21 protein-coding genes are annotated in these 21,640 nt (G+C 59.2%); 11 read left to right on the forward strand and 10 right to left on the reverse strand.

Features of this window, described 5'->3' with window-relative positions; all coding sequences use genetic code 11:
- Positions 1-4 precede the first annotated feature (4 nt).
- From NDJ82_RS17415 to NDJ82_RS17465, 11 genes are all read left to right on the forward strand, one after another.
- Positions 5-844, forward strand: a complete 840-nt coding sequence (locus NDJ82_RS17415) for an ABC transporter ATP-binding protein (RefSeq protein ID WP_099584518.1) — start codon at positions 5-7, stop codon at positions 842-844.
- An 11-nt stretch (positions 845-855) separates the two neighbouring features.
- Entirely contained in the window at positions 856-1,632 is a 777-nt protein-coding gene (locus tag NDJ82_RS17420; RefSeq protein WP_112194674.1) for an ABC transporter ATP-binding protein, read from the forward strand.
- Positions 1,633-1,822: 190 nt separating this feature from the next.
- A complete protein-coding gene (kdgD, locus tag NDJ82_RS17425; protein WP_099584520.1) occupies positions 1,823-2,734 on the forward strand; it encodes a 5-dehydro-4-deoxyglucarate dehydratase in 912 nt (303 codons plus the stop codon).
- Positions 2,735-2,974: 240 nt separating this feature from the next.
- On the forward strand, positions 2,975-4,762 hold the full coding sequence (locus NDJ82_RS17430) for a glycosyl hydrolase family 28 protein (protein WP_250925947.1): 1,788 nt from the start codon (positions 2,975-2,977) through the stop codon (positions 4,760-4,762).
- Between the two features lie 281 nt (positions 4,763-5,043).
- The gene (locus tag NDJ82_RS17435; protein ID WP_371926573.1) at positions 5,044-5,331 is read left to right on the forward strand and encodes a YdcA family protein; all 288 of its coding nucleotides are present in this window, start codon (positions 5,044-5,046) and stop codon (positions 5,329-5,331) included.
- Positions 5,332-5,459: 128 nt separating this feature from the next.
- The gene (gene pstS, locus NDJ82_RS17440; protein ID WP_250925948.1) at positions 5,460-6,488 is read left to right on the forward strand and encodes a phosphate ABC transporter substrate-binding protein PstS; all 1,029 of its coding nucleotides are present in this window, start codon (positions 5,460-5,462) and stop codon (positions 6,486-6,488) included.
- Positions 6,489-6,562: 74 nt separating this feature from the next.
- Positions 6,563-7,528: a phosphate ABC transporter permease subunit PstC gene (gene pstC, locus NDJ82_RS17445; RefSeq protein WP_099584523.1), complete on the forward strand. Its 966-nt coding sequence runs from the start codon at positions 6,563-6,565 to the stop codon at positions 7,526-7,528.
- Complete coding sequence (gene pstA / locus NDJ82_RS17450) at positions 7,528-8,439, forward strand: phosphate ABC transporter permease PstA (protein WP_099584524.1); 912 nt, start codon at positions 7,528-7,530, stop codon at positions 8,437-8,439. The genes pstC and pstA overlap by 1 nt, the downstream gene beginning before the upstream one ends.
- A 76-nt stretch (positions 8,440-8,515) precedes the next feature.
- Positions 8,516-9,277, forward strand: coding sequence for a phosphate ABC transporter ATP-binding protein PstB (pstB, locus tag NDJ82_RS17455; protein ID WP_217284518.1), 762 nt, complete (start codon positions 8,516-8,518; stop codon positions 9,275-9,277).
- Complete coding sequence (locus tag NDJ82_RS17460) at positions 9,277-9,975, forward strand: hypothetical protein (protein ID WP_112194676.1); 699 nt, start codon at positions 9,277-9,279, stop codon at positions 9,973-9,975. The genes pstB and NDJ82_RS17460 overlap by 1 nt, the downstream gene beginning before the upstream one ends.
- Positions 9,975-10,598: a hypothetical protein gene (locus NDJ82_RS17465; protein WP_250925949.1), complete on the forward strand. Its 624-nt coding sequence runs from the start codon at positions 9,975-9,977 to the stop codon at positions 10,596-10,598. Before NDJ82_RS17460 ends, NDJ82_RS17465 begins: the two co-directional genes overlap by 1 nt.
- 49 nt (positions 10,599-10,647) lie before the next feature.
- Here NDJ82_RS17465 and NDJ82_RS17470 read toward each other — a convergent pair whose 3' ends face one another.
- The 10 genes from NDJ82_RS17470 to NDJ82_RS17515 form a co-directional block, all read right to left on the reverse strand.
- Positions 10,648-10,986 (reverse strand): BrnA antitoxin family protein, encoded by a 339-nt coding sequence (locus NDJ82_RS17470; RefSeq protein ID WP_250925950.1) that lies wholly within the window; start codon positions 10,984-10,986, stop codon positions 10,648-10,650.
- Positions 10,987-10,989: 3 nt separating this feature from the next.
- On the reverse strand, positions 10,990-11,271 hold the full coding sequence (locus tag NDJ82_RS17475) for a BrnT family toxin (protein ID WP_112194680.1): 282 nt from the start codon (positions 11,269-11,271) through the stop codon (positions 10,990-10,992).
- 339 nt (positions 11,272-11,610) lie between these two features.
- A complete protein-coding gene (locus NDJ82_RS17480) occupies positions 11,611-12,951 on the reverse strand; it encodes a cytochrome c (RefSeq protein ID WP_250925951.1) in 1,341 nt (446 codons plus the stop codon).
- Positions 12,952-12,967: 16 nt separating this feature from the next.
- Complete coding sequence (locus NDJ82_RS17485; protein WP_250925952.1) at positions 12,968-15,193, reverse strand: xanthine dehydrogenase family protein molybdopterin-binding subunit; 2,226 nt, start codon at positions 15,191-15,193, stop codon at positions 12,968-12,970.
- Complete coding sequence (locus tag NDJ82_RS17490) at positions 15,193-15,651, reverse strand: (2Fe-2S)-binding protein (protein ID WP_250925953.1); 459 nt, start codon at positions 15,649-15,651, stop codon at positions 15,193-15,195. Before NDJ82_RS17490 ends, NDJ82_RS17485 begins: the two co-directional genes overlap by 1 nt.
- A gap of 397 nt (positions 15,652-16,048) precedes the next feature.
- A complete protein-coding gene (locus NDJ82_RS17495; RefSeq protein WP_158878841.1) occupies positions 16,049-16,918 on the reverse strand; it encodes an HNH endonuclease in 870 nt (289 codons plus the stop codon).
- Entirely contained in the window at positions 16,915-18,453 is a 1,539-nt protein-coding gene (locus NDJ82_RS17500) for an AAA family ATPase (RefSeq protein ID WP_158878840.1), read from the reverse strand. The genes NDJ82_RS17495 and NDJ82_RS17500 overlap by 4 nt, the downstream gene beginning before the upstream one ends.
- A 252-nt stretch (positions 18,454-18,705) precedes the next feature.
- Positions 18,706-19,470 (reverse strand): ABC transporter ATP-binding protein, encoded by a 765-nt coding sequence (locus NDJ82_RS17505; protein WP_250925954.1) that lies wholly within the window; start codon positions 19,468-19,470, stop codon positions 18,706-18,708.
- Positions 19,464-20,498, reverse strand: a complete 1,035-nt coding sequence (locus tag NDJ82_RS17510) for a FecCD family ABC transporter permease (protein WP_250925955.1) — start codon at positions 20,496-20,498, stop codon at positions 19,464-19,466. Before NDJ82_RS17510 ends, NDJ82_RS17505 begins: the two co-directional genes overlap by 7 nt.
- The gene (locus tag NDJ82_RS17515) at positions 20,495-21,634 is read right to left on the reverse strand and encodes an ABC transporter substrate-binding protein (RefSeq protein WP_250925956.1); all 1,140 of its coding nucleotides are present in this window, start codon (positions 21,632-21,634) and stop codon (positions 20,495-20,497) included. Before NDJ82_RS17515 ends, NDJ82_RS17510 begins: the two co-directional genes overlap by 4 nt.
- Between the last annotated feature and the right edge of the window lie 6 nt (positions 21,635-21,640).

Genomic DNA, 21,640 nt, shown 5'->3' on the forward strand with positions numbered 1-21,640 from the left:
CCTGATGTCCGCCATCAAACTGAATGTCGAAGGGCTTAACGTGCGCTTCGTCAGTGGCCAGAAAGAAACCCACGCCGTGCGCGATGTGTCCTTCACCTTGGGCCGTGAAAAACTGGCGATTGTCGGTGAGTCCGGCTCCGGTAAATCCACCGTGGGCCGCAGCCTGCTCAAGCTGCATCCGCCCAGCGCCAGGATCACCGCCAAGGCCATGGCGTTTGGCGAGGTCGACCTGCTGTCGGCCAGTGAAAAAGCCATGCAGAAGATTCGCGGCCAGCGCATCTCGATGATCATGCAGGACCCCAAGTATTCGCTGAACCCAGTGGTCAAGGTCGGCGACCAGATCGCCGAAGCCTACCTGGCTCACCACAAGGCCAGCCGCAGCGATGCCCGCGAGCGCGTGCTGCAGATGCTGGAGCAGGTGCACATCCGCGACCCGCAGCGCGTCTATAACCTGTACCCCCACGAAGTCTCCGGCGGCATGGGGCAGCGCATCATGATCGCGATGATGGTGATCACCCGTCCGGAAGTGATCATCGCCGACGAGCCCACCTCGGCCCTGGATGTCTCGGTGCGCCAACAAGTGCTCAACGTGCTGGAAGAGTTGGTGGACCAGCAGCAGATGGGGCTGATCTTCGTCAGCCACGACCTCAACCTGGTGCGCAACTACTGCGACCGCGTGCTGGTGATGTATGCCGGGCGCGTCGTCGAATCCCTGGCCGCCTGTGACCTGCACTACGCCGAGCACCCCTACACCCGTGGCCTGCTGGCCGCGCTGCCGAGCATGGATAACCGCCGTGCGCACCTGCCGGTGCTCAAGCGCGATCCTCTCTGGCTGACCCAATAAGGAACCCGACCATGCCCATGATCCAAGCGCACGCCTTGAACCTGAGCTTCGGCACAGGCGCTGCCATCAACCAAGTGCTGCACGATGTGAGCCTGAGTGTTGCCGACGGAGAATCGTTCGGCCTGGTGGGGGAGTCCGGCTCGGGCAAGACCACCGTGCTGCGCTGCCTGGCCGGGCAATACCGGCACTGGAACGGCGAGCTGAGCATTGCCGGCGCGCCGTTGCATCACAAAATTTCCAAGGAGCACTTTCGCAAGGTGCAAATGGTCTTCCAGGATCCTTACGGCTCCTTGCACCCTCGACACACCATCGACACCGCATTGCGCGAGCCGCTGATTATCCACGGGGTAGGGGACAAGGACGACCGCATCAACGAGATCCTGCTCAAGGTTGGCCTGAACGACAGTTTCCGCTTTCGCTACCCGCACCAACTGTCCGGCGGGCAGCGCCAGCGCGTGGCAATTGCGCGGGCCTTGATCCTGGAGCCACGGGTGCTGTTGCTGGATGAACCGACCTCGGCGCTGGATGTGTCGGTCCAGGCCGAGATTCTCAACCTGCTGGCGGACCTGCGTCAGCGCGAGAAACTCACCTACTTGTTGGTGACCCATGACCTGGGCGTGGTGACTCACTTGTGCGACCGGGTGGCGGTGATGCAGCACGGCAAGATCGTCGAACTGCTCGACTGTCAGGCCCTGAGCCAGGACCAGGCGGAGCACGATTACACGCGCATGCTGGTGCAGGCCAGCCGTGACTTCAGTCAGGAGTCCGAGCGGCGACGTGTGGGCTAAAAGCACTAGTCATCGTATGACTTGGCTTTAGTTGATTTATTTATTGGTGTGAATAAATGCTTATTTCATTGGGTTTAATGGCATTTTAACCATGAAGGGCGTTTAGAGGGTAGCATTACTATTTTTGTAGTTGTACGATGACGTACCTCTTAAGGTATTCCATTCAAATTTCGAATAAAGGTTTGCGAACATGACGCCACAAGAACTAAAAACAGTCCTGTCTTCCGGCTTGCTCTCGTTCCCGGTCACTGACTTTGATGCCGCCGGCGACTTCCGCGCCGACACCTACGCTCGCCGCCTGGAATGGCTGGCGCCTTATGGCGCCAGTGCGTTGTTCGCGGCAGGGGGCACCGGGGAATTCTTCTCCCTGGAGTCCAAGGAATACACGCAGATCATCAAGACTGCCGTGGACACCTGCAAAGGTCAGGTGCCAATCCTCGCCGGTGCCGGTGGCCCGACGCGCCAAGCCATCGCTTACGCCCAGGAAGCCGAGCGCCTGGGCGCCGCGGGTATTTTGCTGATGCCCCATTACCTCACCGAAGCCAGCCAGAAGGGCTTGGTGGCGCACGTTGAGCAAGTGTGCAACTCGGTGGATTTCGGCGTGGTGGTGTACAACCGCAACCTGTGCCGCCTCAACGCCGACAGCCTGGAACAGCTGGCCGAGCGCTGCCCGAACCTGATCGGCTTCAAGGATGGCATTGGTGAGGTCGAATCCATGGTCAGCATCCGCCGTCGCCTGGGCGACCGCCTGACCTACCTCGGCGGCCTGCCGACTGCCGAAGTCTACGCCGCTGCCTACAAAGCCCTCGGCGTGCCGGTCTATTCCTCGGCGGTGTTCAACTTCATCCCGAAAACCGCGATGGACTTCTACCGCGCCGTGGCTGCCGACGACCACGCGACCGTGGGCCGTTTGATTGATGATTTTTTCCTGCCGTACCTGGCGATTCGCAACCGCTGTGAAGGTTATGGCGTGAGCATCGTCAAGGCCGGTGCGCGTTTGGTTGGCCATGACGCCGGCCCGGTACGTGCGCCGCTGACCGACTTGCTGCCCGATGAAGTGGAGCAACTGGCGGTGCTGATCGAGGCCCTCGGCGCCCAGTAAGGCGCGTACGAACCTCCAATTTAGGAGCTGTCGAGCCCCAGCGAGGCTGCGATGGGATCGCTGCGGTGTGTCGGCAAAACCGAGTCGCCTGCATCGCAGCCTCGCTAAAGCTCGACAGCTCCTACGGGGATTGCTGGGGGAATAGATTCAACCTTCCTCAATCGCAGCCAATACCTCGAAGCTTCCACGCAACAGATGCAGCCCTTCAACGTGAATACCGGCAAAAACAAGGAGAACAACATGCCGTATAAACCCTCAGCGCATTGCGCGCTTGCCCTTATCGCCCTCGGTTGCAGCCCGCTGTCCTGGGCGCTGCAAGCACCGTCAAAACTGCAAGTACCCACCCTGGCCTATGACGATCAGCAGATCATCCTGGTCTGGGAGAAGCCTGCCGATCATGGCGGCATCCAGGATTACCACGTGTACGCCAACGGCGTGTTGTTGGGCAGTGCCAACGCCAACAACGATCAGGTGTCACCGGCCAAGCCCTATATCGACCAGTTCTACCGCCAGGACACGGCCAACTTCCACCATCGCATCGGCATTCACAGCTACACCGCCCAAGGCTTGAAGCCCGACACGGCCTACCGTTTCACCGTGCGTTCGGTGGACGCAAACGGCAAGGAGTCGGCAGACAGCGCCCCCGTACAGCAACGCACCACCCAGGTTGCGGCACTGTTTGACGTGAAAAAATACGGCGCCAAAGGCGACGGCAGCCACCTTGATACCCAGGCGATCCAGAACGCCATTGATGCCTGCACCCCAGGCTGCAAAGTCCTGCTGCCCAAAGGTACCTATAAAAGCGGCGCGCTCTACCTCAAGAGCAACATGACCCTGGAGATCGCCGAAGGCGCGACCCTGCTCGGTTCCGAACGCGCTGAAGATTACCCGTTGGCCGGTTATATCCAGTACCCGTATTCCACCACCGTGCGCCCAGCCTCGCTGATCAACGCGTTGCCCCGCGATCCGCGCCAGCATCAAACGTTCGAAAACATCCGCATCGTCGGCAAGGGCACCCTCGACGGCAACGGCTGGAAGCGCAACGCCGACGTCATCGACGAGCGCGGCCAGGCGCTGCCGTTCTACCTGCCCAGCGACAACACCCGCTATGCCCAGGACGGCATCCTCGCCAAGGCCCAGGTCGAGCAAGCTGTGGCACGGGGCATGAACGTCAAGGACGCCTATGGGCAGATGCGTTCCTCGTTGATTACCCTGCGCAACGTCAAGAACGTGTTCTACGGCGGCTTCACCGTACTCAACCCGGCGTTCCACGGCATCATGAACCTGGAGACTGAAAACGTGGTGCTGGCCAACACCACCCACAAGACCTACGACGCCAACAACGGCGACGGCATCGAATTCGCCAACAGCAAGGGCGCGATGGTCTTCAACAACTTCTTCGACACCGGCGACGACTGCGTCAACTTCGCCGCCGGCACCGGTGCGAATGCCGTGCACCAGCCGCCTCAGGAAGATGCGTGGATTTTCAACAACTACTTCCGCAAGGGCCACGGCATGGTGGTGGCTGGCAGTCATACAGGCGCATGGATCCAGAACATCCTGGCTGAAGACAACGTCTCCGACGGCACCGACGCCGGGCTGCGCATGAAAAGCACCAACTTCATGGGCGGTGGTGCGCGCAACGTCACCTTCCGTGATTCGGCGATTCGCAACACGGTCAAGCAGGCCTTCATCTTCACCCTTGACTACAACGACCCCAACGCCAAACTCGACTACGAGCGCTCAACAATTGCCGGGCAGTTCAAGGACATCCGCGTGAGCGATGTCAGCGTGGAAAACGCCCAAGGCGCGGCGATCGAAGTCAAGGGCGATGCTGCGCACAGCGCCTACCATGAGGGCTTGGTGTTTGAGCGCGTGCATTTCAGCGGCGCGGCCAAGGCGCGTATCGATGGGTTGAAAGACTCACGCTTCGAGCACGTGGTGTTCAGCCAGACCGGCGGCGCCAATCCGTGGCAAGTGAGCGGTAGCCAAGGGGTGGTCTTCAAGGACGTGCAACCGACGCCCTGAACCACCATATTCTTGTGGTGAGCGGCTTTTGTGGTGAGCGGGCTTGCCCCGCGCTGGGCTGCGTAGCAGCCCCAAAACCTTCACCTCGCTTAATTCTGGCACTCTGCGGTGGCCTTGTTGGGGCTGCTGCGCAGCCCAGCGCGGGGCAAGCCCGCTCACTACAGGGTTGTGTGACATTAGCCAGCAGTTACTTATAAAGATTGATAGCATTGGGCCACTTATCTCGAGTATTCCTTATGCTTCCTGGCCATATCCGCGTACTTGTCCTGGGCCTCGTGTTGATGCTGTCGAGCCTGTCCGCCCTGGCGGCCAATACCCCTTGCTCCGGTCGCAAGGGGGGCATTGCCGGGTGTGATGGCGATGTCTTCCTCTGCAACGACGGCTCCATCAGCGCCTCGAAAAGAAGTTGCACCGCCTATACCGGCAACCGCTTGGCACGCCCCGCTGTGCAACCGCTGCAAGGTCGTTCAGAGAGCTGCAGCTGCGGTAGCGGTACTTACTGCACCGGGCCACGGGGCGGGGTGTTCTGCCTTACGCCCTCCGGACAGAAAAGTTATCGGCGCCACTGACCTCTAACTAAATAGTTGGCTGTGGCGGAAATGAGGGACGAAATAGCGGTTTGCCATTCAATTTTCATAAAAGCGTAACAATGCTGCTGCAAAGTTCCGGGAGCCCGTAATCACAAGGATTTCCCTGAATGAAACGTCTGATGAAGTCTGCTGCACTCGCCGTTGCGGTTTCTCTCAGTGCCACCTCGGTATTTGCTGCCGAAAACGTCCGTCTGACAGGTTCTGGCGCCAGCTTCCCTGCGCCGATCTACCTCACCTGGTTCAAGGATTTCAGCAAGAAGACCGCTGGTGTCACGGTTGACTACCAATCCAAGGGGAGCGGGGCGGGTGTCCAGGACTTCCTGAACAAAACCGTGGACTTCGCCGCCAGTGACTCGGCCATGAAAGATGAAGACATCGCCAAGGTCGCCGAAGGCGTGCAGCTTCTGCCGATGACCGCGGGCGAGATCGTGCTGGCGTTCAACCTGCCAGGCAATCCCAAAGAGCTGAAGTTGCCCCGCGATGTGTACTCCAACATCTTCCTGGGCAAGATCACCAAGTGGAGCGATCCGCAGATCGTCGCCGCCAACCCTGGCCTGAAGCTGCCGGATATGCCGATCACCGTGGTCGTGCGTGCAGACTCCAGCGGCACCACTGCGGTATTCACCAAGCACTTGGCGGCCATCAATCCGCAGTTCCAGAAGGACCTGGGTGAAGGCAACACCGTTAACTGGCCCGCCAGCGACAAATTCATCAAATCGCCGAAGAACGACGGTGTGACCGCCACCGTACGCCAGACTCCGGGCGCGATTGGCTACATCGAATACGGCTTCGCCAAACTGGCCAAGGTTAACTTTGCCCAGCTGCAGAACAAGGCCGGCAAGTACGTGGTCCCTAACGCCGAAAGCGGTGCCGAAGCGCTGGCCGCAGTGAAGATGCCGGAAAGCCTGGTGGCCTGGCTGCCGGATCCGGACGGTGCCAAGTCCTACCCGATCACGTCCTACACCTGGATGATCTTCCGCAAGGACAACGGCAACCCGGCCAAGGCCAAGGCCATGCGTGACATGGTCGAATACAGCCTGACCGAAGGGCAGAAAATCGCCGACTCGATGGGCTATATCCCGCTGCCGCAATCGGTGGTTGATCAGGTTCGCAAAGCGTCCGCCAACATTCAGTAACGCTCGTGTGGCCTCTCTTGGCGGGCGCTGTGAGCCCCGCCGGGAGAGTTACCCCCCTGTTCCGGAATCAGCCAATGAACACACCGTTTGTCGTACCGGGTAACCCGGACTCTGCCTGCCAGCCACCTTCGACGAAGGATTTCCTGGTTGATCGCACCTTCCGTGCGCTTGCGCGGATAGGCGTGGTGCTGGTGCTGGCGCTGGTGTTTGCGCTGGTGTTTGAAGTGGGGCGCAAGGCCCTCCCAGGCATGGAGAAGCACGGCTTTGACGTGCTGTTCGGCAGCGTCTGGGATGTCAATCAAGGCAAGTACGGCATTCTGCCGGCCATCTGGGGCACGCTCTACAGTGCCTTTATCGCGTTGCTGATTGCCGGTGTTTTTGGCGTCAGCATGGCGATTTTTCTCACTCAGGATTTCTTGCCGGCGAAGCTGGCGGCGGTGTTTCGTACCATCGTCGAACTGCTCGCGGCCATCCCCAGCGTCGTTTACGGCCTGTGGGGCATTTACGTGGTCATCCCGGCGATTCGGCCGCTGACCGCATGGTTGAACAGCGAACTGGGCTGGATCCCTTTTTTCGGCACCTCGTTGAGCGGGCCGGGGCTGCTCCCAGCCGCGCTGGTGCTGGCGATCATGATTCTGCCGACCATCGCGGCCGTGTCCCAGGACGCCCTCACCGCCGTCCCCATGAAAACCAAGCAGGCCGCCTACGGCATGGGCACCACCCACTGGGAAGCGATTCTCAAAGTGATGGTGCCGTCCGCCGCTACCGGCATCTTCGGTTCCCTGGTGTTGGGCCTGGGCCGCGCCCTCGGTGAAACCATGGCGCTGGCCATGCTGGTGGGCAACGCCAACAACATCTCGCTTTCGCTGTTCGCGCCGGCCAACACCCTGGCGGCGTTGCTGGCGCTGAACTTCCCCGAAGCCGGGCCGAACGAGATCGAGGTGCTGATGTACGCCGCACTGGTGCTGATGTTGATCACGCTGATCGTCAACATCTTCGGCTCCATGATCATGATGTACGCCCAACGGGGTAATAAGTGATGACTGATCTTTCTGCTGCAACCGACCTGACGTCTCCCGCCGGTGCGCTGCCCAGCCTGCAACGCCGGTTCGAAGGCCGTGCCCTGCGCAGCCTGGTGTTGACGACCCTGGTGTGGACCGGCGCGCTGCTGGCCAGCGTGCCGCTGATTTCCGTGCTCTACATGCTGATCATGCGCGGCGGGGCGCGCCTGAGCCTTGAAGTATTCACCGAACTGCCGCCCACCGGTTTCGAGACCGGCGGCGGTTTCGGCAACGCCATGGCCGGTACCTTCGTGATGGTTGGCATCGCCGCAGCCATTGCGGTGCCGGTTGGCATCATGGCGGCGATCTTCCTCGCCGAACTGGGCCCGGAGAGCAAACTGGCGAACGCCGCGCGCTTCGCCGCGAAGATGCTCACCGGCCTGCCTTCGATCCTGGCCGGTGTGTTTGCCTACGCCTTGGTGGTGATGACCACCGGCACCTACTCGGCTCCGGCCGGTGGCGTGGCGCTGGCGGTGCTGATGCTGCCCATCGTGGTGCTGACCGCTGAAGAGTCGATGCGCATGGTGCCCAAGATCATGAAGGACGCCGCCTACGGCATGGGCTGCACCCGCTCCCAGGTGATCTGGAAAATCGTCCTGCCCACCGGCCTGCCGGCCATCCTCACCGGCGTGATGCTCGCCGTGGCCCGCGCCGCAGGCGAAACCGCGCCGCTGTTGTTTACCGCGCTGTTCAGCAACTACTGGATCTACCACGACGGCAGCCTGGCGGTGATGAACCCGACGGCTTCGCTGGCCGTGCTGATCTACAACTTCTCCGGCATGCCCTTCGACAACCAGCTTGAACTCGCCTGGGCGGCGTCGCTGGTACTGGTAATGATCGTGCTGGTCGTGAACATCGTGAGCCGTATTTTCGGCAAGCCAAAGTATTGAAAACGGGAGCACCTGAATCTTGAACGTATCAACTGCGCAAATAGCCGCTCCGTTTGTCACCCAGGCGCCTGTGGTCATGGACTGCAAGCTGGACAAGATCTTCTACGGCAACTTCATGGCTGTGCGTGACAGCCATGTGCCGATCGAAAAGAACAAGATCACCGGCTTCATCGGGCCGTCCGGCTGCGGTAAAAGTACCGTGCTGCGCAGCCTCAACCGTATGAACGACCTGGTCAAAGGCTTCCGCTTCGAGGGCCATGTGCACTTCCTCGGGCAGGACGTCTACGGCAAGGGCGTGGACCCGGTGGTGGTGCGCCGCTATATCGGCATGGTGTTCCAGCAGCCGAACCCGTTCTCCATGAGCATCTTCGATAACGTGGCCTTTGGCCTGCGCCTGAACCGCTACAAAGGCGACCTGGGCGACCGCGTCAAGCACGCCCTGCAAGGCGCCGCGCTGTGGGATGAGGTCAAGGACAAGCTCAAGGTCAGCGGCCTGTCGCTGTCCGGTGGCCAGCAGCAGCGCTTGTGCATTGCCCGCGCCATCGCCACCGAGCCGGAAGTGCTGTTGCTCGACGAACCGTGCTCGGCGCTTGACCCGATTGCCACGCGCCGGGTCGAAGAGTTGATGGTCGAGCTGAAGAAGGACTACACCATCGCCCTGGTGACCCACAACATGCAGCAGGCCATCCGTGTGGCCGACACCACGGCGTTTTTCTCGGTGGATATTTCCCAGGGCACGCGCACCGGCTATCTGGTTGAGATGGGCCCAACGGCGCAGATTTTCGAGAACCCGCGCGAGCAAATGACCGGGGACTACATCACGGGTAAGTTCAGCTGATGCCTGCAACGCGACGCCTTGATCTGCCTGCGATTGAACGCGCACTGCGTGAGGTGCAGCAGCGCTTTGCCGCGCTCAGCCAGGACTTCACCGAGCCACGCGACCCATTGACTGACGAAGTGCTGCACAACGTGCTTGAAGGCTATGCGCTGATTGACGATTATGTGGCGCGGGGCGTCGACCTGTTTGACCTTCAGCAACTGAACCTGATGCTGGAGATCAACGCCACCGTACTCTGTGGCAGCGACCCGAGCCGTCGCCTGGAATACGCCCAGCACCTGGCGGCGACCGAAGAACACTTCTTCAACAACGTCGAGGGCGGCATCAAGGACTTGTACAACTGGTACTGCGCGTATCGCAGTGAATCGGTGTGGAAGCGCGCAGCCGGGGTGTATGTGCGCATCCTCAGCAAGCCGCAGTTGTTTATTGAAGGCAACCACCGCAGCGGCTCGCTGATCGTCAGCTATCTGCTGATGCGTGCGGGTTTGCCGCCGTTCGTGCTGTCGCTGGAGAACGCCGAGGGTTACTTCAACCCTTCGTCGGTCATCCGCAACTCAGCCAAACATGGAGTCAAGGCGTTGTACGAATTGCCCAAGATCAAGAAAAAATACGCCGCCTTCCTGGAAGAACAGGCACCGGATCCAATGAGGTTTTTTCTCCAGGACACGCCCTTGCCCGCCTATCAAGGGGGCCATTGATGAGCGGTTCTCGGCTGTTCGCCAGGGCAGGGCAGGCCATGCAGCGCCTCCTCCCGACGCAGTTGCTCAAGCGCCCGCGCATCCGTATTTCATTCGACATAGACGACACCCTGGCCTGCCAGCTCCACCACTGCGACGTCGAGCCGAGCCGGCTGCCAGCCTGCGTGCACCGCTGGCTGGGTGAGCCGCTGCGCATCGGCACACGCTCCCTGACCCGCGAACTGCGCCGCCAGGGTTGCAGCGTCTGGGTCTACACCTCGTCCGGGCGTACGCCGTCCTATATCCGGCGCTGGCTGATGCTGTACGGCATCCGCGTCGACGGCGTGGTCAACAGCGTGCTGCACAACCAGGCGCTGACAGCGCACGGGCTGTCGAACGCACCGTCGAAATTCCCACCGGCCTTCGACATCGACCTGCACGTGGATGACTCCGAAGGCGTGCACAGTGAAGGCCAGGACCACGGTTTTCGCGTAGTCGTGGTAGACCCCCAGGATGAGCAGTGGGCGCAGCGGGTATTGGATGCCGTCGCACAGCTTCAGGCACAGCTAGCCCGTCAGCAACCGCACCGGCACACACCAACCCCGCGGAGTTCACGCGGGCTTTTTCTGCCTGAGGCGCTTTGACCGCCAGGTATGCCCTGGTCGACCTCGGTATAAGCCTTGGTCAATCGACCTATCTGGATGTTCCCAGCACTCGATTCAGCTCGCCAGCGACAGCGATGAGCTGCTGTTCAAGCGCTTCAACCTCAGAGAGGCTGATGCCATTGTTGATAACGTGCAGGGTTTTAGCCCGCTTCTTGGGGGCGGGAGCCAGATTGTGTGCTTGTTGCGAAATCAACGCCTGACGCAACAGATTGTTGATCACGGTCTGATAGCCCGTACCGGCGCTTTCGGCGCGTTCACGGGCGGCTTCGATTACCGCGTCGTCAAGCATGATGGTGATGCGGGTCTTGCCCTTGTTGCTGGCGACAGCACCACGTTTGCCGTGGGTGAAATCGTATTCGTCTTTCATTGTTCAAGCCTCCAGATAACGACGCCGTTCATTTCTTGATGCGAGCCTGGCGCTGATAACGCGTACGAAATTTGGATCGCGATAAGTGTACGTCACTACCAGAATTCGTCCCCTCGCGTCGCTGCCCATGGTCACCCAGCGCTCTTCATCGTGATCGGGGTCTTGTATGGTCAGGGCCATCTCATCGTTGAACACCGGTTCTGCGTCGGCCAGGGTTATGCCCTTGTGCTTTTGCTGATTTGCGATGTTTTTTGCCTCATCGTATTGAATCCTGAATCTCTTCATTATGCATACTTTATATGTATTAAAAAGCAGTTGAAGAAACCGTCAGTCAGGAAGATGGCCAGCTATAAATAGCGGCAGTGTGAATTTGCCATGTTCCGCTCGGTCAGTTGGGTCTCGATCTTGCTGAAATTGCCAACATATTTGCGCGCGTAATGGCCAATCCGTTGCGTAGAAGGATTCTTTTTTGATTGTCAGAATAGGCGAACTTGAACCGGCGAGTAGTCAGATAGGTCAGCATGCACGGGGCCGGGTCAATACCAAGTTTGTGCACATTGCCCTTTATTCCGCGGCATGCTCAGGTTAATGACCACGCCGTGGAAAGGGTCGCAAGAGCGACCTTCAACGCATATGCAAAATAATCGGGCTGCTGCTTGCCGGGTCTGTATGCCCGCGTAGTTTGCCCACCGCCTTGGCGTCCACCGCGCCGCCCTGGTTACCCCAAGTACTGCGCACAAACGTCAGCACCTCGGCGATTTCCTGGTCGGACAATTGCTCGCGAAACGCCGGCATGCGGTAGGCATCCGGCACGCCAGCGGCGACCACGCGTTGTGCGCCATTGAGGGTGATGTTGATCGCTGACGCCGTCTCCTTGACCAAGGCCGAAGTGGCGCCCGCGAGAGGTGGCATCCACTCGGGCTGGCCTTTGCCGTCTGCGCCATGGCACGAGGCGCAGCGGGTGGCGTAGGTGTGGGCGCCGGGGACGTCCTGGCGCACGGCGGCGGTTACGTACTGCCAAGGCGTGCCGTCGCGCTGCGGGTCGCCGGGCAGCGACTTGAGGTAGCGGGCGATGGCGGCCAGGTCGTCGTCGGTCATGAACTGCGTGGAGTTGTTGAACGCCTCGGTCATCGAGCCATAGACCACCGCGTGCTGGTTGCGGCCGGTCTTGAGGAACTGCACGATCTGCGGCTCGCTCCAGCGACCCAAACCGCTGTTGGGGTCCTGGCGCAGGCTGGGTGCGTACCAGCCATCGAGCAGGGCGCCGGCGAGGAACGGCTTGCCGGATTCATCCAAAGCCTTTTCGTTGAACGCCAGGCCACGCGGTGTGTGGCAACTGCCGCAGTGGCCTGGGCCTTGGACGATATAGGCGCCGCGATTCCACAGCGCATCCTGGTTGGGGTTGGCGGCGTAGGTGGCGGTCGGTGCAAACACGCCGTTCCACAGGGCGATGGGCCAGCGCATGTTCAGCGGCCAGGGAATATCGCTGGGGATATTCGGCTGGTTGGCCGGTTGCACGCCTTTCATGAAAAACGCGTACAGCGCCTGGATATCGTCGTCGCTGAGCTTGGCATACGACGGATAGGGCATGGCCGGATAGAGCCGGCGGCCGCCCGGTGCCACGCCGTGACGCACTGCGCGATCAAAATCGGCCAGGCTGTAAGTGCCGATCCCGTGGGTGCGGTCCGGGGTGATGTTGGTGGCGTGAAGCGCTCCCAACGGCGTGGCCATTTCCAGGCCACCGGCGAACGGTGCCTTGCCGGCCAGGCTGTGGCAGGCCACGCAGTCGCTGACGCGGGCGACGTACTCGCCACGACTGACCAGGGCCGGGTCGGCACTGGCTGCCTGTGGCGCTTCAAACGGTGTAGCGGGTTGGCGGCTGACATACCAGGCCAGCAGGCCGGCGGCGACGACGCAGGGCAGCGCGAGCCAGCCTACGGTTCTTGCGAATCGACGGTTGTTCATGGGCGGTCTCGCTCGGTTAGCTGAAGGTGTGTCGGCTTAATGGCAGGCTGCGCACGCGCTGGCCGGTCAATTGCGCCACCGCGTTGACCACCGCCGGCGCCACAGCGGGGAGCGGAGGCTCACCGATGCCGCCCATCTTTTCACCACTCTCGATGATCTTTACATGCACCTGCGCCATGCGGGACGGCGGCAGGATCGGGTAAAGGTCGTAATTGCGCGCCCGTGGCTTGCCGTCCACGTACACCGCTTCCTCCAGCAAGGTTTGCGACAGGCCCAGGGCCACCGCGCCGTTGACCTGCGCCTGGACAATCGCCGGGTTGACGATGCTGCCAGGGTCGATGGCTTCCCAGATGTGGTGCACTTTTACCTGGCCGTGTTCAATCGACACCTCGGCAATCACCGCAGCGTGGGAGCCGAACGGCGAGGCCATGGCCACGCCACGCGCCCGTCGTGTGCCGTCTTCGGCGGTGTAGGGGCCGCGTTTCCAGCCGCCGGACAACTCGCCCACGGCCTTGAGCAAGGTGGTCAGCCGGGGGTTGTCACGCAGCAGATGCAGGCGCAACTCATAGGGGTCGCGCTTGCCCTGGTCCGCCAGTTCATCGAGGAACGCTTCGTAGAAGAAGTCATTCAGCGAGTTACCCACCGAGCGCCAGTAGCCGAGCATGGCCGGGCCTTTGACGTAAATCTGCGCGATGCGTTTGTTGGGGATGGCGTAGCTCTTGCCCGACAAACCTTCGAGGGCGGTGGGGTCGAGTTTTTCGCCCTGTTTGCCGGCGATGGCTTCGCTGGGGCCTTCGGTGGCGCTGACCGCTTCGATGGCGACGGGCAGGCCGTCGGCATCCAGCGCGGCGCGGAACTTGACCACCGCAACCGGGCGCAGCACATCGCGCAGGAACTCTTCTTCACGGCTCCAGATCAGCTTGACCGGACGGCCCACCGCCTTGGCCAGGGCAATGGCCTGCGGGTAAGGGCTGGCCGAGTCATACAGGAAGTGCCGACCGAAAAAACCGCCCAGCAGCGGCGAATGCAGGTTGATCTGCTCGGGCGCCAGGCCGGTGCGCTTGGCGATGTCGGCACGGAACATGTCCGGCGCCTGGTTAGGCAGCCAGATGTCCAGGGTGCCGTCGGGGTTGAAACGCGCCAGTGCTGAAGGCGGCTCCAACTGGGCGTGGTTGACGTACTGGTTGTGGTAGGTGGCCTCGACCTGGGTCTTGGCGTTTTTCAGTGCGCCGGCCACATCGCCTTCGTTTTCCTCGTCACGGGCCGGGCCTTGCTGGGCCGCGAGGAAGTCGCGAAAACCATCGCTGGAAAAGTCAGCGGGCATGGCGCGGACTTTGGAGTCGGCAGTCGGTTCCAGCCAGTCGACCTGGATGGCTTCCACCGCACGCTTGGCATGCCACCAGCGTTCGGCGACGACCGCCACGGCGCCGGGCAGTTGATGCACCGAGTGCACGCCGGGCATGGCTTCGACCTGCGCCTGGTTGCGCAGGCTGCCCACGGTCATGCCCAGGCGCGGCGCGTGCTGCACGGCGGCGTGGAGCATGTCGTCGACTTTCAGGTCGATGCTGTACAGCGCTTTGCCGGTGGATTTGTCGTAGGCGTCTACACGCTTGACCGGTTTACCGATCCAGCGGAATTGGCTCGGGTCGCGCAGGGTGATGCTTGCGGCGTCAGGCACTGGCATGTCCAGGGCGCGGCTGGCCAACTCGCCGTAGCCCAGGGAACGGCCGGATGCAGCGTGAATCACGCGGCCGGGTTGGGTGGTCAGCTCACCCACGGGCACACCGAGTTGCTCGGCACCGGCCTGCAGCAACATGGCGCGGGCGAGGGCACCGAGGCGGCGCATGGTCGGGTAGCTCATGCGCACCGACATGCTGCCGCCGGTGATGCGCATGCCGTTGTCCATCACCACATAGGCTTCGCCGGGTGGCGCGGCTTCGACGATGAAGGTGGCCGGGTCGGCGTCGAGTTCTTCGCCGACAATCTGCGCCATGGCGGTGTGGGTGCCTTGACCGCCTTCCATAAAGGGGCTGAGCAAACGCACAGTGCCGTCCGGGCGAATCTCCAGGAATGCCGGCACCTGCGTACCGCGTTCGGCTGCGGCGCCGGTGGCCGCCTGCACCCGGCCCGAGCCGAGTGGCAGGCCGAAACCGATGACCAACGCACCCACGGCGGTACTCGCCAGGAAGCGCCGACGCGACAGGTTGACAGGCTCACCCGGGATGAATGCTGGCGTATTCATCAGGCAGTCTCCTTCCCGGTGGCCAAGTGATCCATGGCTGCATGGATGGCGTTGTAGGTGCCGCACCGGCACAGGTTGACCATCGCCGCGTCGATCTGCGCTTTGGTGGGCGCCGGGGTGTGCTTGAGCAGCGCGGTGGCGGCCATCACTTGCCCGGACTGGCAATAACCGCATTGCGCGACCTGGTGCTCGACCCAGGCGCTGACCACGCGCTTGCCCACGTCATCGGCTTCGATGGCCTCGATGGTAGTGATCTCGCGGCCAACGACCCCGGCCACCGGGGTGACGCACGAACGCACCACATTGCCGTCCACCAGCACCGAACAGGCGCCGCACTGGGCCAGGCCGCAGCCGTATTTGGTGCCGGTCATGCCCAGATTGTCGCGGATCACCCACAGCAGGGGCGTGTCGGCTTCGGCATCGACCTGATAGGCCTTTTGGTTGATACGTAATTCCATGGCTGGCTCACCTGCTGATCATCGGTTGGTGGTGCTGATTTCTTATAGGAGTGGTGCGACTGCAAGTCGCCCATCGTCGAACTCTAGACCACTGCGCGGGGGGGATCTATGCGATAGCCGTGATGTTCAGAGGATCAGGCAAGGATTCAACAGGATTGGGTCATAGTTTCTTTTTCGGCAACACTAGACACTCCTATGGAGTGTGCTGCTTTTGGGATGACCAAGGCGTGACCGGTGAAGGACAATGCAAGAAAACCGAGCACATGAGTGAGGTGACCGCCCAGTCAGTCATGGCCGCTTAAGAACGCTAGGCCCTCAGGCATCAGAGTAATAAAGAAGGGCGGTGATTGAACTAGGAATATCTTACTGTATTTAAATGCCTTGGTGAATGTTTCTATTATTTGTTTTTGAATCCGCCATTGCAGTACCAGTTGCTCTTTATAAGCGCATCATATAAGGCGGTTTTCCACGAGTTCATATGATTTTCAATTTCGACATCAAGGGTTTCGTGTAGCCTGTCTCGAATTTTTTTTGGCGTGTCGTTAGCATGATATCTAGCTAGGCTCGGACTCAATCCGGAAAGCTCTTTTCCCGCCTCCACAGCAAATCTGCTTTTGAGGCTGAAGCTCTTAAAGTGGTGTCTAGTGCGAGTTTTTGCTGAGTCGCTCCAATGATGAGGACATGACACATAAAACTGAACTGTAGCAGGTGAAGTTTCAACAACTTTTGCAAAAAGCCACTGCTCCTTTATGAATTGCCCACCATCATAGTAAGGGTGAAGTGGCTGCTCACCTTCAGTCACAGAGTATAGCGCGTTCTTGCATCCTTCATTGCAATCTCTGCATGCCGGTATTAAGTTTGGAATGGTAACTGAGAATTGAGGGTATTTTGCTTTTGGTAGATAGTGGTCAATGGTGTATATGTGGCCAAAACCGCAGTAAGGACATAGTTGCGTTGGTATACTTAGCAGTAGCGAGTCGTAGTGTCGCCTGGCGGACTTTGTGCTGCCTCTAAAATATTGTTCATATAGTTTGTAGCATTCTAGTTTTGTAAGTGTCTGTACGGCGATTTCATTTCTCTTTCCTGTATGGGGTGCGAATTTGAATAACTTGGCGGTTTGAGCGTTTGTGGAGTATTTAATCGCCCATATTTTGATTAGGTCTTCGGCATCCATGTATCGTTGGCGTAGTGCTGCGTTACTTACGCCTTTGACACATTCTAGAAAGATTTCGGAGTTGTCAAGGTTAGGCAGTGGCAGGATTCTCATTGAGAGTCTCCAATTGAATCTGAGTTGGCAGAAATTAGCGCCCTGACTATTGATTTTGCTTCGAATCCTAACTGTCCCCCATACTCTTCAGTGATTTGTTTGTATGTTTTTCCCTCCTCGACTGACTGTCGTAGCATTGCGTGGAAGCCTGAAGTTGAAACCTCAAGTCCAAAAACCTCGCTAGTTAATGTTCCGACGTTTTCACCGAACGTCTCGTTCAGAGGTCTTTTAGCTTTGGATTCAAGCCGAATTCTATGGAGTTTCCATACGCAGGACTTAGGTACCTCTTGTAGCACAACAGGTGAATGCGTAGCTACGATTGCGACGCCATTTCGCTCAATCAGTAAATCCGACAACGTCCGAGTGAAAGCTGATAATAAAGGTGGGTGTAGGTGGCTCTCAGGTTCGTCAATTAATATTAGAGATTTTTCTTCAATGTTTGCGATCAACTTGGTGAGGGTCAAAAGTACAATTGCATGCCCTGAGCTCATTCGTTGGAATACTTTTATAAGTCGTTCTTTGAATTTTTCTTCTTCTACGTAACGAATTAGGTTTAGTAAGCCTATTTCTTTGAAGTTTATGTCAGAGTTCAATTTTTCGACAGCGTTTTCCCATAGGCGTCTTTTTCGTTCTTGCGCGAAGCAAGCGTCAAAGCTATCGATAAAATCAGCGCATAAATCTTTCGGTTCTTTGAGTGATGAGATTTTGGTGTCTGTAGCTTTCAGGCCTATATAGAAATAACGTACTCCTTTGGAACGGTCAGGTTGGTCTGCTGGAGGCGTAAAAGGATCAAAAGCACTGAAAGATACAGATATGACGCTACTGAAGTAATCTTTGTCTATGGGGCGTGCACGTCGAACTGACGTGTCTTGGAATTCGCCGGGAGTCTGTGAGGATGATGTGTTGTTAGTTACTGAAGTTACCATGCCATTCAGTAATGTTGTTTTTCCAACGCCATTTCTACCGATGAGTACATGCATGTTAGTAGGGGGTTTGGAGTCGGGAGATATCGAGAAATTTAAGCTGAAGCCCGAGATGTCTTTGGTGTCTTTTTGTTGATAAGAAAAGTCAAAATCTGTGAGGACGTCGCCGCCGTTCAGGATGCGTTTATATTGATGGTGTATTGCGGATAAGCTGGTATGGCGTAAGAGTGAAGTCGAGAATACCGATTCATTAAGTATTAGGGGGAGCTGTTCACTGCTGCTCACGATGTCTCGCAACCCCTCAAGAATATCCTTGCGTAACTCTTTAGGTAGATTTCTAGCGTTTAAGTAGTAATCTGTATCTTGACCTAGTGAGAAAAAACTATCATCTAGTGTGTTAAATTGTTTTTCTAAATGATCGCTGGTCCATCCCTCTGTTTGACCTTTGAATCCTATTTTTACATTTCCAATGTCGTGAGTTTTTCCATTGTTGTCATAGTAGCGTACATAGAATTGTGTCTTGTAACTGAAGTCGTCCCAGCTGTTGGGTATAAGAGCAACTTGATTGAATCTTTGTTTTTGGATTTCACTGATAACAAAAAAATTTTTCATTTCAACTCCTTTTGAATTGAAGGTATGGTATCAAAACGCTATCAACGAGTCGATGCTTGTGTTTTCCCCATCTGCAAGCTTTAGACGCCTTGTTCCCGCCAGCAACTTCCTGTTTTTGGAGTTCTTAGGTTTTTGCTATACGGTTTTCTCTTGACTATTGAACTGCTGTCGGGAGGGCGTTCCAAGGAGTATTTTTACGAAAGCCAATGGATTGTAAAGTCAAACTGCTTTTTTCAGACTCAGTCCTTCCGCTTAGATTTGGCACACGATGTCATCGATCAAAATATGCGGCTGCCCACGGCTGCAACGCTCGATGCGCGCCTCGACCTTGTACACCGCCCGCAGCATTCCTTCGTTGATCACTTCATGGCTCGGCCCGCTGCCTTGGGCAGTGCCGTCGGCAATCACCAGCACCTGGTCGGCAAAGCGCAGGGCCTGGTTGAGGTCGTGCAGGGCGATAAACACGATGACCTCGCGCTGGCGTGCCAGGGCGCGCATGAAGCTCAGCACCTGCACCTGGCGGTGCATATCGAGGGCGCTGGTGGGTTCGTCCATCAGCAGCACCTCGGGTTCGCGCACCAGGGTCTGGGCGATGGACACCAGCTGTTGTTGCCCGCCGCTGAGTTCGCCCAGGTTACGAAAGGCCAGGTCGGTGATGCCGAGGGCGTCGAGCATCTCGTCGACCAGGTGCAGCTCTGCGTCTTGTACCACCCAACCTGGCGACAGTTGTTTGCGCGCCAGCAGCACCGATTCGTAAACCGTCAACCGGGCGCTACCATTCAGGCCCTGGGGCATGTAGCTGATGGCCTGGGCGCCTTGTTGCGAGCCCTGCAAAATCACCCGGCCCGGCCCGTCGATCAGCCCGGCGATGCGCTTGAACAGCGTGGATTTGCCCGCAGCGTTGGGGCCGACCACCGCCACCACCTGGCCGCCGGTAAAGGCGGCCGTGGTCACGCCGCTGATGATGTTGCGCTGGCCGTAGCGGGCGCCCAGATGTTCCAGTTGCAGGGTTACCATGAATGTTTCTTCCCGCTCAGGATCAGGGAAATGAAGAACGGTACGCCGATCAGCGAAGTCACCACGCCGATGGGAAAGATCGCGCCCGGAATCAGGGTTTTACTGACCACCGAACTGGCCGACAAAATCAACGCGCCGGTGAGCAGCGAGGCCGGCAGGAAAAAGCGCTGGTCTTCACCAATCAACATCCGCGCGATGTGCGGGCCCACCAGGCCGATAAAGCCGATGGTGCCGACAAACGCCACCGGGAACGCGGCGAGCAGGCTGACCATGATCAGCGTCTGAAAGCGCAGGCTGCGCACGTTAATGCCGAAGCTGGCGGCCTTTTCATCGCCCAGGCGCAGGGCGGTCATGGCCCAGGCGCGCCGGGCGAACACGAGCGCGGTGAGCAGGATGATCAGGCAGATCACTCCAAGTTTGGGCCAGGTGGCTTTGGTCAGGCTGCCCATGGTCCAGAACACCACGGCGGCCACGGCTTGCTCGGTGGCAAAAAACTGCACCAGCGCCAGCAGCGCGTTGAAGGTGAACACCAGCGCAATGCCCAGCAGCACGAGGGTCTCGGCGCTGACCCCGCGGCGCAGGCTGAGGAAATGAATCAGCAAGGCGCAGAGCATCGCCATGATGAACGCATTGACCGGCACCATGTACTGCGCCGCCAACGGAAACAGCGCCACGCCGAACGCCAGGCCCATGGCCGCGCCAAAACTGGCGGCGGCGGACAGGCCCAGGGTGAAGGGGCTGGCCAGCGGGTTGTTGAGGATGGTCTGCATCTGCGCCCCGGCCAGGGATAATGCCGCGCCCACCGCGACGGCCATCAACGCGACGGGCAGGCGGATATCCCACATCACCACGCGCACTTGCGGCGCCGCGCTGTCGGGTGAGAGCAGGGCGCCCATCACTTCACTGAGGCTATAGCGCGCCGGCCCCGACGCCAGGTCGAGCAGCACGCTGCACAGCAATAATACGAACAACGCAGCGAGGATCAGGCGTTTGCGCAGCACCAGGCTGCGGTAGGTCACGGCGCTCATGGCTTGAGTCTCACGGCATAACCGGGTGCGTAAGGCACCGGCAAGAAACGTTCGTGCAGTTCACGAAACGACGCCTCGGGGTCCAGTTCGGCGAACAGGTCCGGGTGAAACCACTTGGCCAATTGCTGAATCGCCACGAACTGGTAAGGGCTGTTGTAGAACTGATGCCAGATGGCGTGGAAGGCCTGGGTTTGCTGGGCCTTGATGCCGGCATACGCCGGGCGTTGGGTGTACCACGAAAGTTTGCGTCGCGCCTGGGCCATGTCCGCGCCGGGGCCTACGCCGACCCAATGCCCGCCTGGGGCGAAAGCCTCCCAGTTGGCGCTGGTGACCACCACCTGGTCGGGGTTGGCCACGATCACCTGCTCGGGGTTCAATTGGCCGAAGGTGCTTGGGATGATGCCTTTGGCGATGTTGTTGCCGCCGGCCATCTCCACGAACAGACCGAAGTTTTCATTGCCGAAACTCAGGCAGCAATCGTCGGTGTAGCCGCCGATCCGCTCGATGAACACCGTCGGCCGCGCCGGTTGTTGCGCCGCAATCACGTCAGTGACGCGGCGGATCTGCTGGTTGCGAAACGCAATAAAATCCTCGGCCCGCTGCTCCTTGCCGAACAACTGGCCGAACAGGCGCATGGTCGGTTCGGTGTTGGTCATCGGCTGGTTGCGAAAATCCACGTACACCACCGGGGTGCCCAGGGCGCCGAGCTTCTCGATATAGCGCGCATCTTCAGTGGCATGTTGCGCCTCAATATTGAGGATGATCACATCGGGGCGCTGTGAAATGGCTTGCTCAATATCGAAGGTGCCGTCCTCAAAGCCGCCGAAGGTGGGAATGTTGGCGATCCCGGGAAATTTACGCAGGTAGGCGTTGTAGGTGTCCGGGTCGGACTGGATCAGGTCCTTGCGCCAGCCGACGATGCGTTCGATGGGGTTTTGCGTGTCCAGTGCGGCCAGCAGGTACAGCTGGCGGCCTTCGCCGAGAATCACCCGCTGCACCGGCAGGTTTACCTGGACCTTGCGTCCCAGCAGATCGGTGACGGTGGTCGGCGCCGCCATTGTGGCGCTGGCCAACCCCAGCATGCCGGTAAAGAGCAGCGCCGCAAAAACCTGGCAGCGTCGAACAATGGAAACCATGGATTA

Origin of the sequence: Pseudomonas sp. SR18, from assembly GCF_023701505.1 — a bacterium.
GTDB classification, from domain to species: Bacteria; Pseudomonadota; Gammaproteobacteria; order Pseudomonadales; family Pseudomonadaceae; genus Aquipseudomonas; species Aquipseudomonas cyclaminis.

Bases quoted from the DNA above. Each gene is read 5' to 3' on its own strand.
- pstB (WP_217284518.1), top strand. From the start codon at position 8,516: ATGGACTGCAAGCTGGACAAGATCTTCTACGGCAACTTCATGGCTGTG.
- kdgD (WP_099584520.1), top strand. From the start codon at position 1,823: ATGACGCCACAAGAACTAAAAACAGTCCTGTCTTCCGGCTTGCTCTCG.
- NDJ82_RS17460 (WP_112194676.1), top strand. From the start codon at position 9,277: ATGCCTGCAACGCGACGCCTTGATCTGCCTGCGATTGAACGCGCACTG.
- NDJ82_RS17480 (WP_250925951.1), bottom strand. From the start codon at position 12,951: ATGAACAACCGTCGATTCGCAAGAACCGTAGGCTGGCTCGCGCTGCCC.
- NDJ82_RS17430 (WP_250925947.1), top strand. From the start codon at position 2,975: ATGCCGTATAAACCCTCAGCGCATTGCGCGCTTGCCCTTATCGCCCTC.
- NDJ82_RS17500 (WP_158878840.1), bottom strand. From the start codon at position 18,453: ATGAAAAATTTTTTTGTTATCAGTGAAATCCAAAAACAAAGATTCAAT.
- pstC (WP_099584523.1), top strand. From the start codon at position 6,563: ATGAACACACCGTTTGTCGTACCGGGTAACCCGGACTCTGCCTGCCAG.
- NDJ82_RS17435 (WP_371926573.1), top strand. From the start codon at position 5,044: ATGCTGTCGAGCCTGTCCGCCCTGGCGGCCAATACCCCTTGCTCCGGT.
- NDJ82_RS17490 (WP_250925953.1), bottom strand. From the start codon at position 15,651: ATGGAATTACGTATCAACCAAAAGGCCTATCAGGTCGATGCCGAAGCC.
- NDJ82_RS17485 (WP_250925952.1), bottom strand. From the start codon at position 15,193: ATGAATACGCCAGCATTCATCCCGGGTGAGCCTGTCAACCTGTCGCGT.
- NDJ82_RS17510 (WP_250925955.1), bottom strand. From the start codon at position 20,498: ATGAGCGCCGTGACCTACCGCAGCCTGGTGCTGCGCAAACGCCTGATC.
- NDJ82_RS17420 (WP_112194674.1), top strand. From the start codon at position 856: ATGCCCATGATCCAAGCGCACGCCTTGAACCTGAGCTTCGGCACAGGC.
- NDJ82_RS17465 (WP_250925949.1), top strand. From the start codon at position 9,975: ATGAGCGGTTCTCGGCTGTTCGCCAGGGCAGGGCAGGCCATGCAGCGC.
- NDJ82_RS17415 (WP_099584518.1), top strand. From the start codon at position 5: ATGTCCGCCATCAAACTGAATGTCGAAGGGCTTAACGTGCGCTTCGTC.
- NDJ82_RS17470 (WP_250925950.1), bottom strand. From the start codon at position 10,986: ATGAAAGACGAATACGATTTCACCCACGGCAAACGTGGTGCTGTCGCC.
- NDJ82_RS17495 (WP_158878841.1), bottom strand. From the start codon at position 16,918: ATGAGAATCCTGCCACTGCCTAACCTTGACAACTCCGAAATCTTTCTA.
- NDJ82_RS17505 (WP_250925954.1), bottom strand. From the start codon at position 19,470: ATGGTAACCCTGCAACTGGAACATCTGGGCGCCCGCTACGGCCAGCGC.
- NDJ82_RS17475 (WP_112194680.1), bottom strand. From the start codon at position 11,271: ATGAAGAGATTCAGGATTCAATACGATGAGGCAAAAAACATCGCAAAT.
- NDJ82_RS17515 (WP_250925956.1), bottom strand. From the start codon at position 21,634: ATGGTTTCCATTGTTCGACGCTGCCAGGTTTTTGCGGCGCTGCTCTTT.
- pstS (WP_250925948.1), top strand. From the start codon at position 5,460: ATGAAACGTCTGATGAAGTCTGCTGCACTCGCCGTTGCGGTTTCTCTC.
- pstA (WP_099584524.1), top strand. From the start codon at position 7,528: ATGACTGATCTTTCTGCTGCAACCGACCTGACGTCTCCCGCCGGTGCG.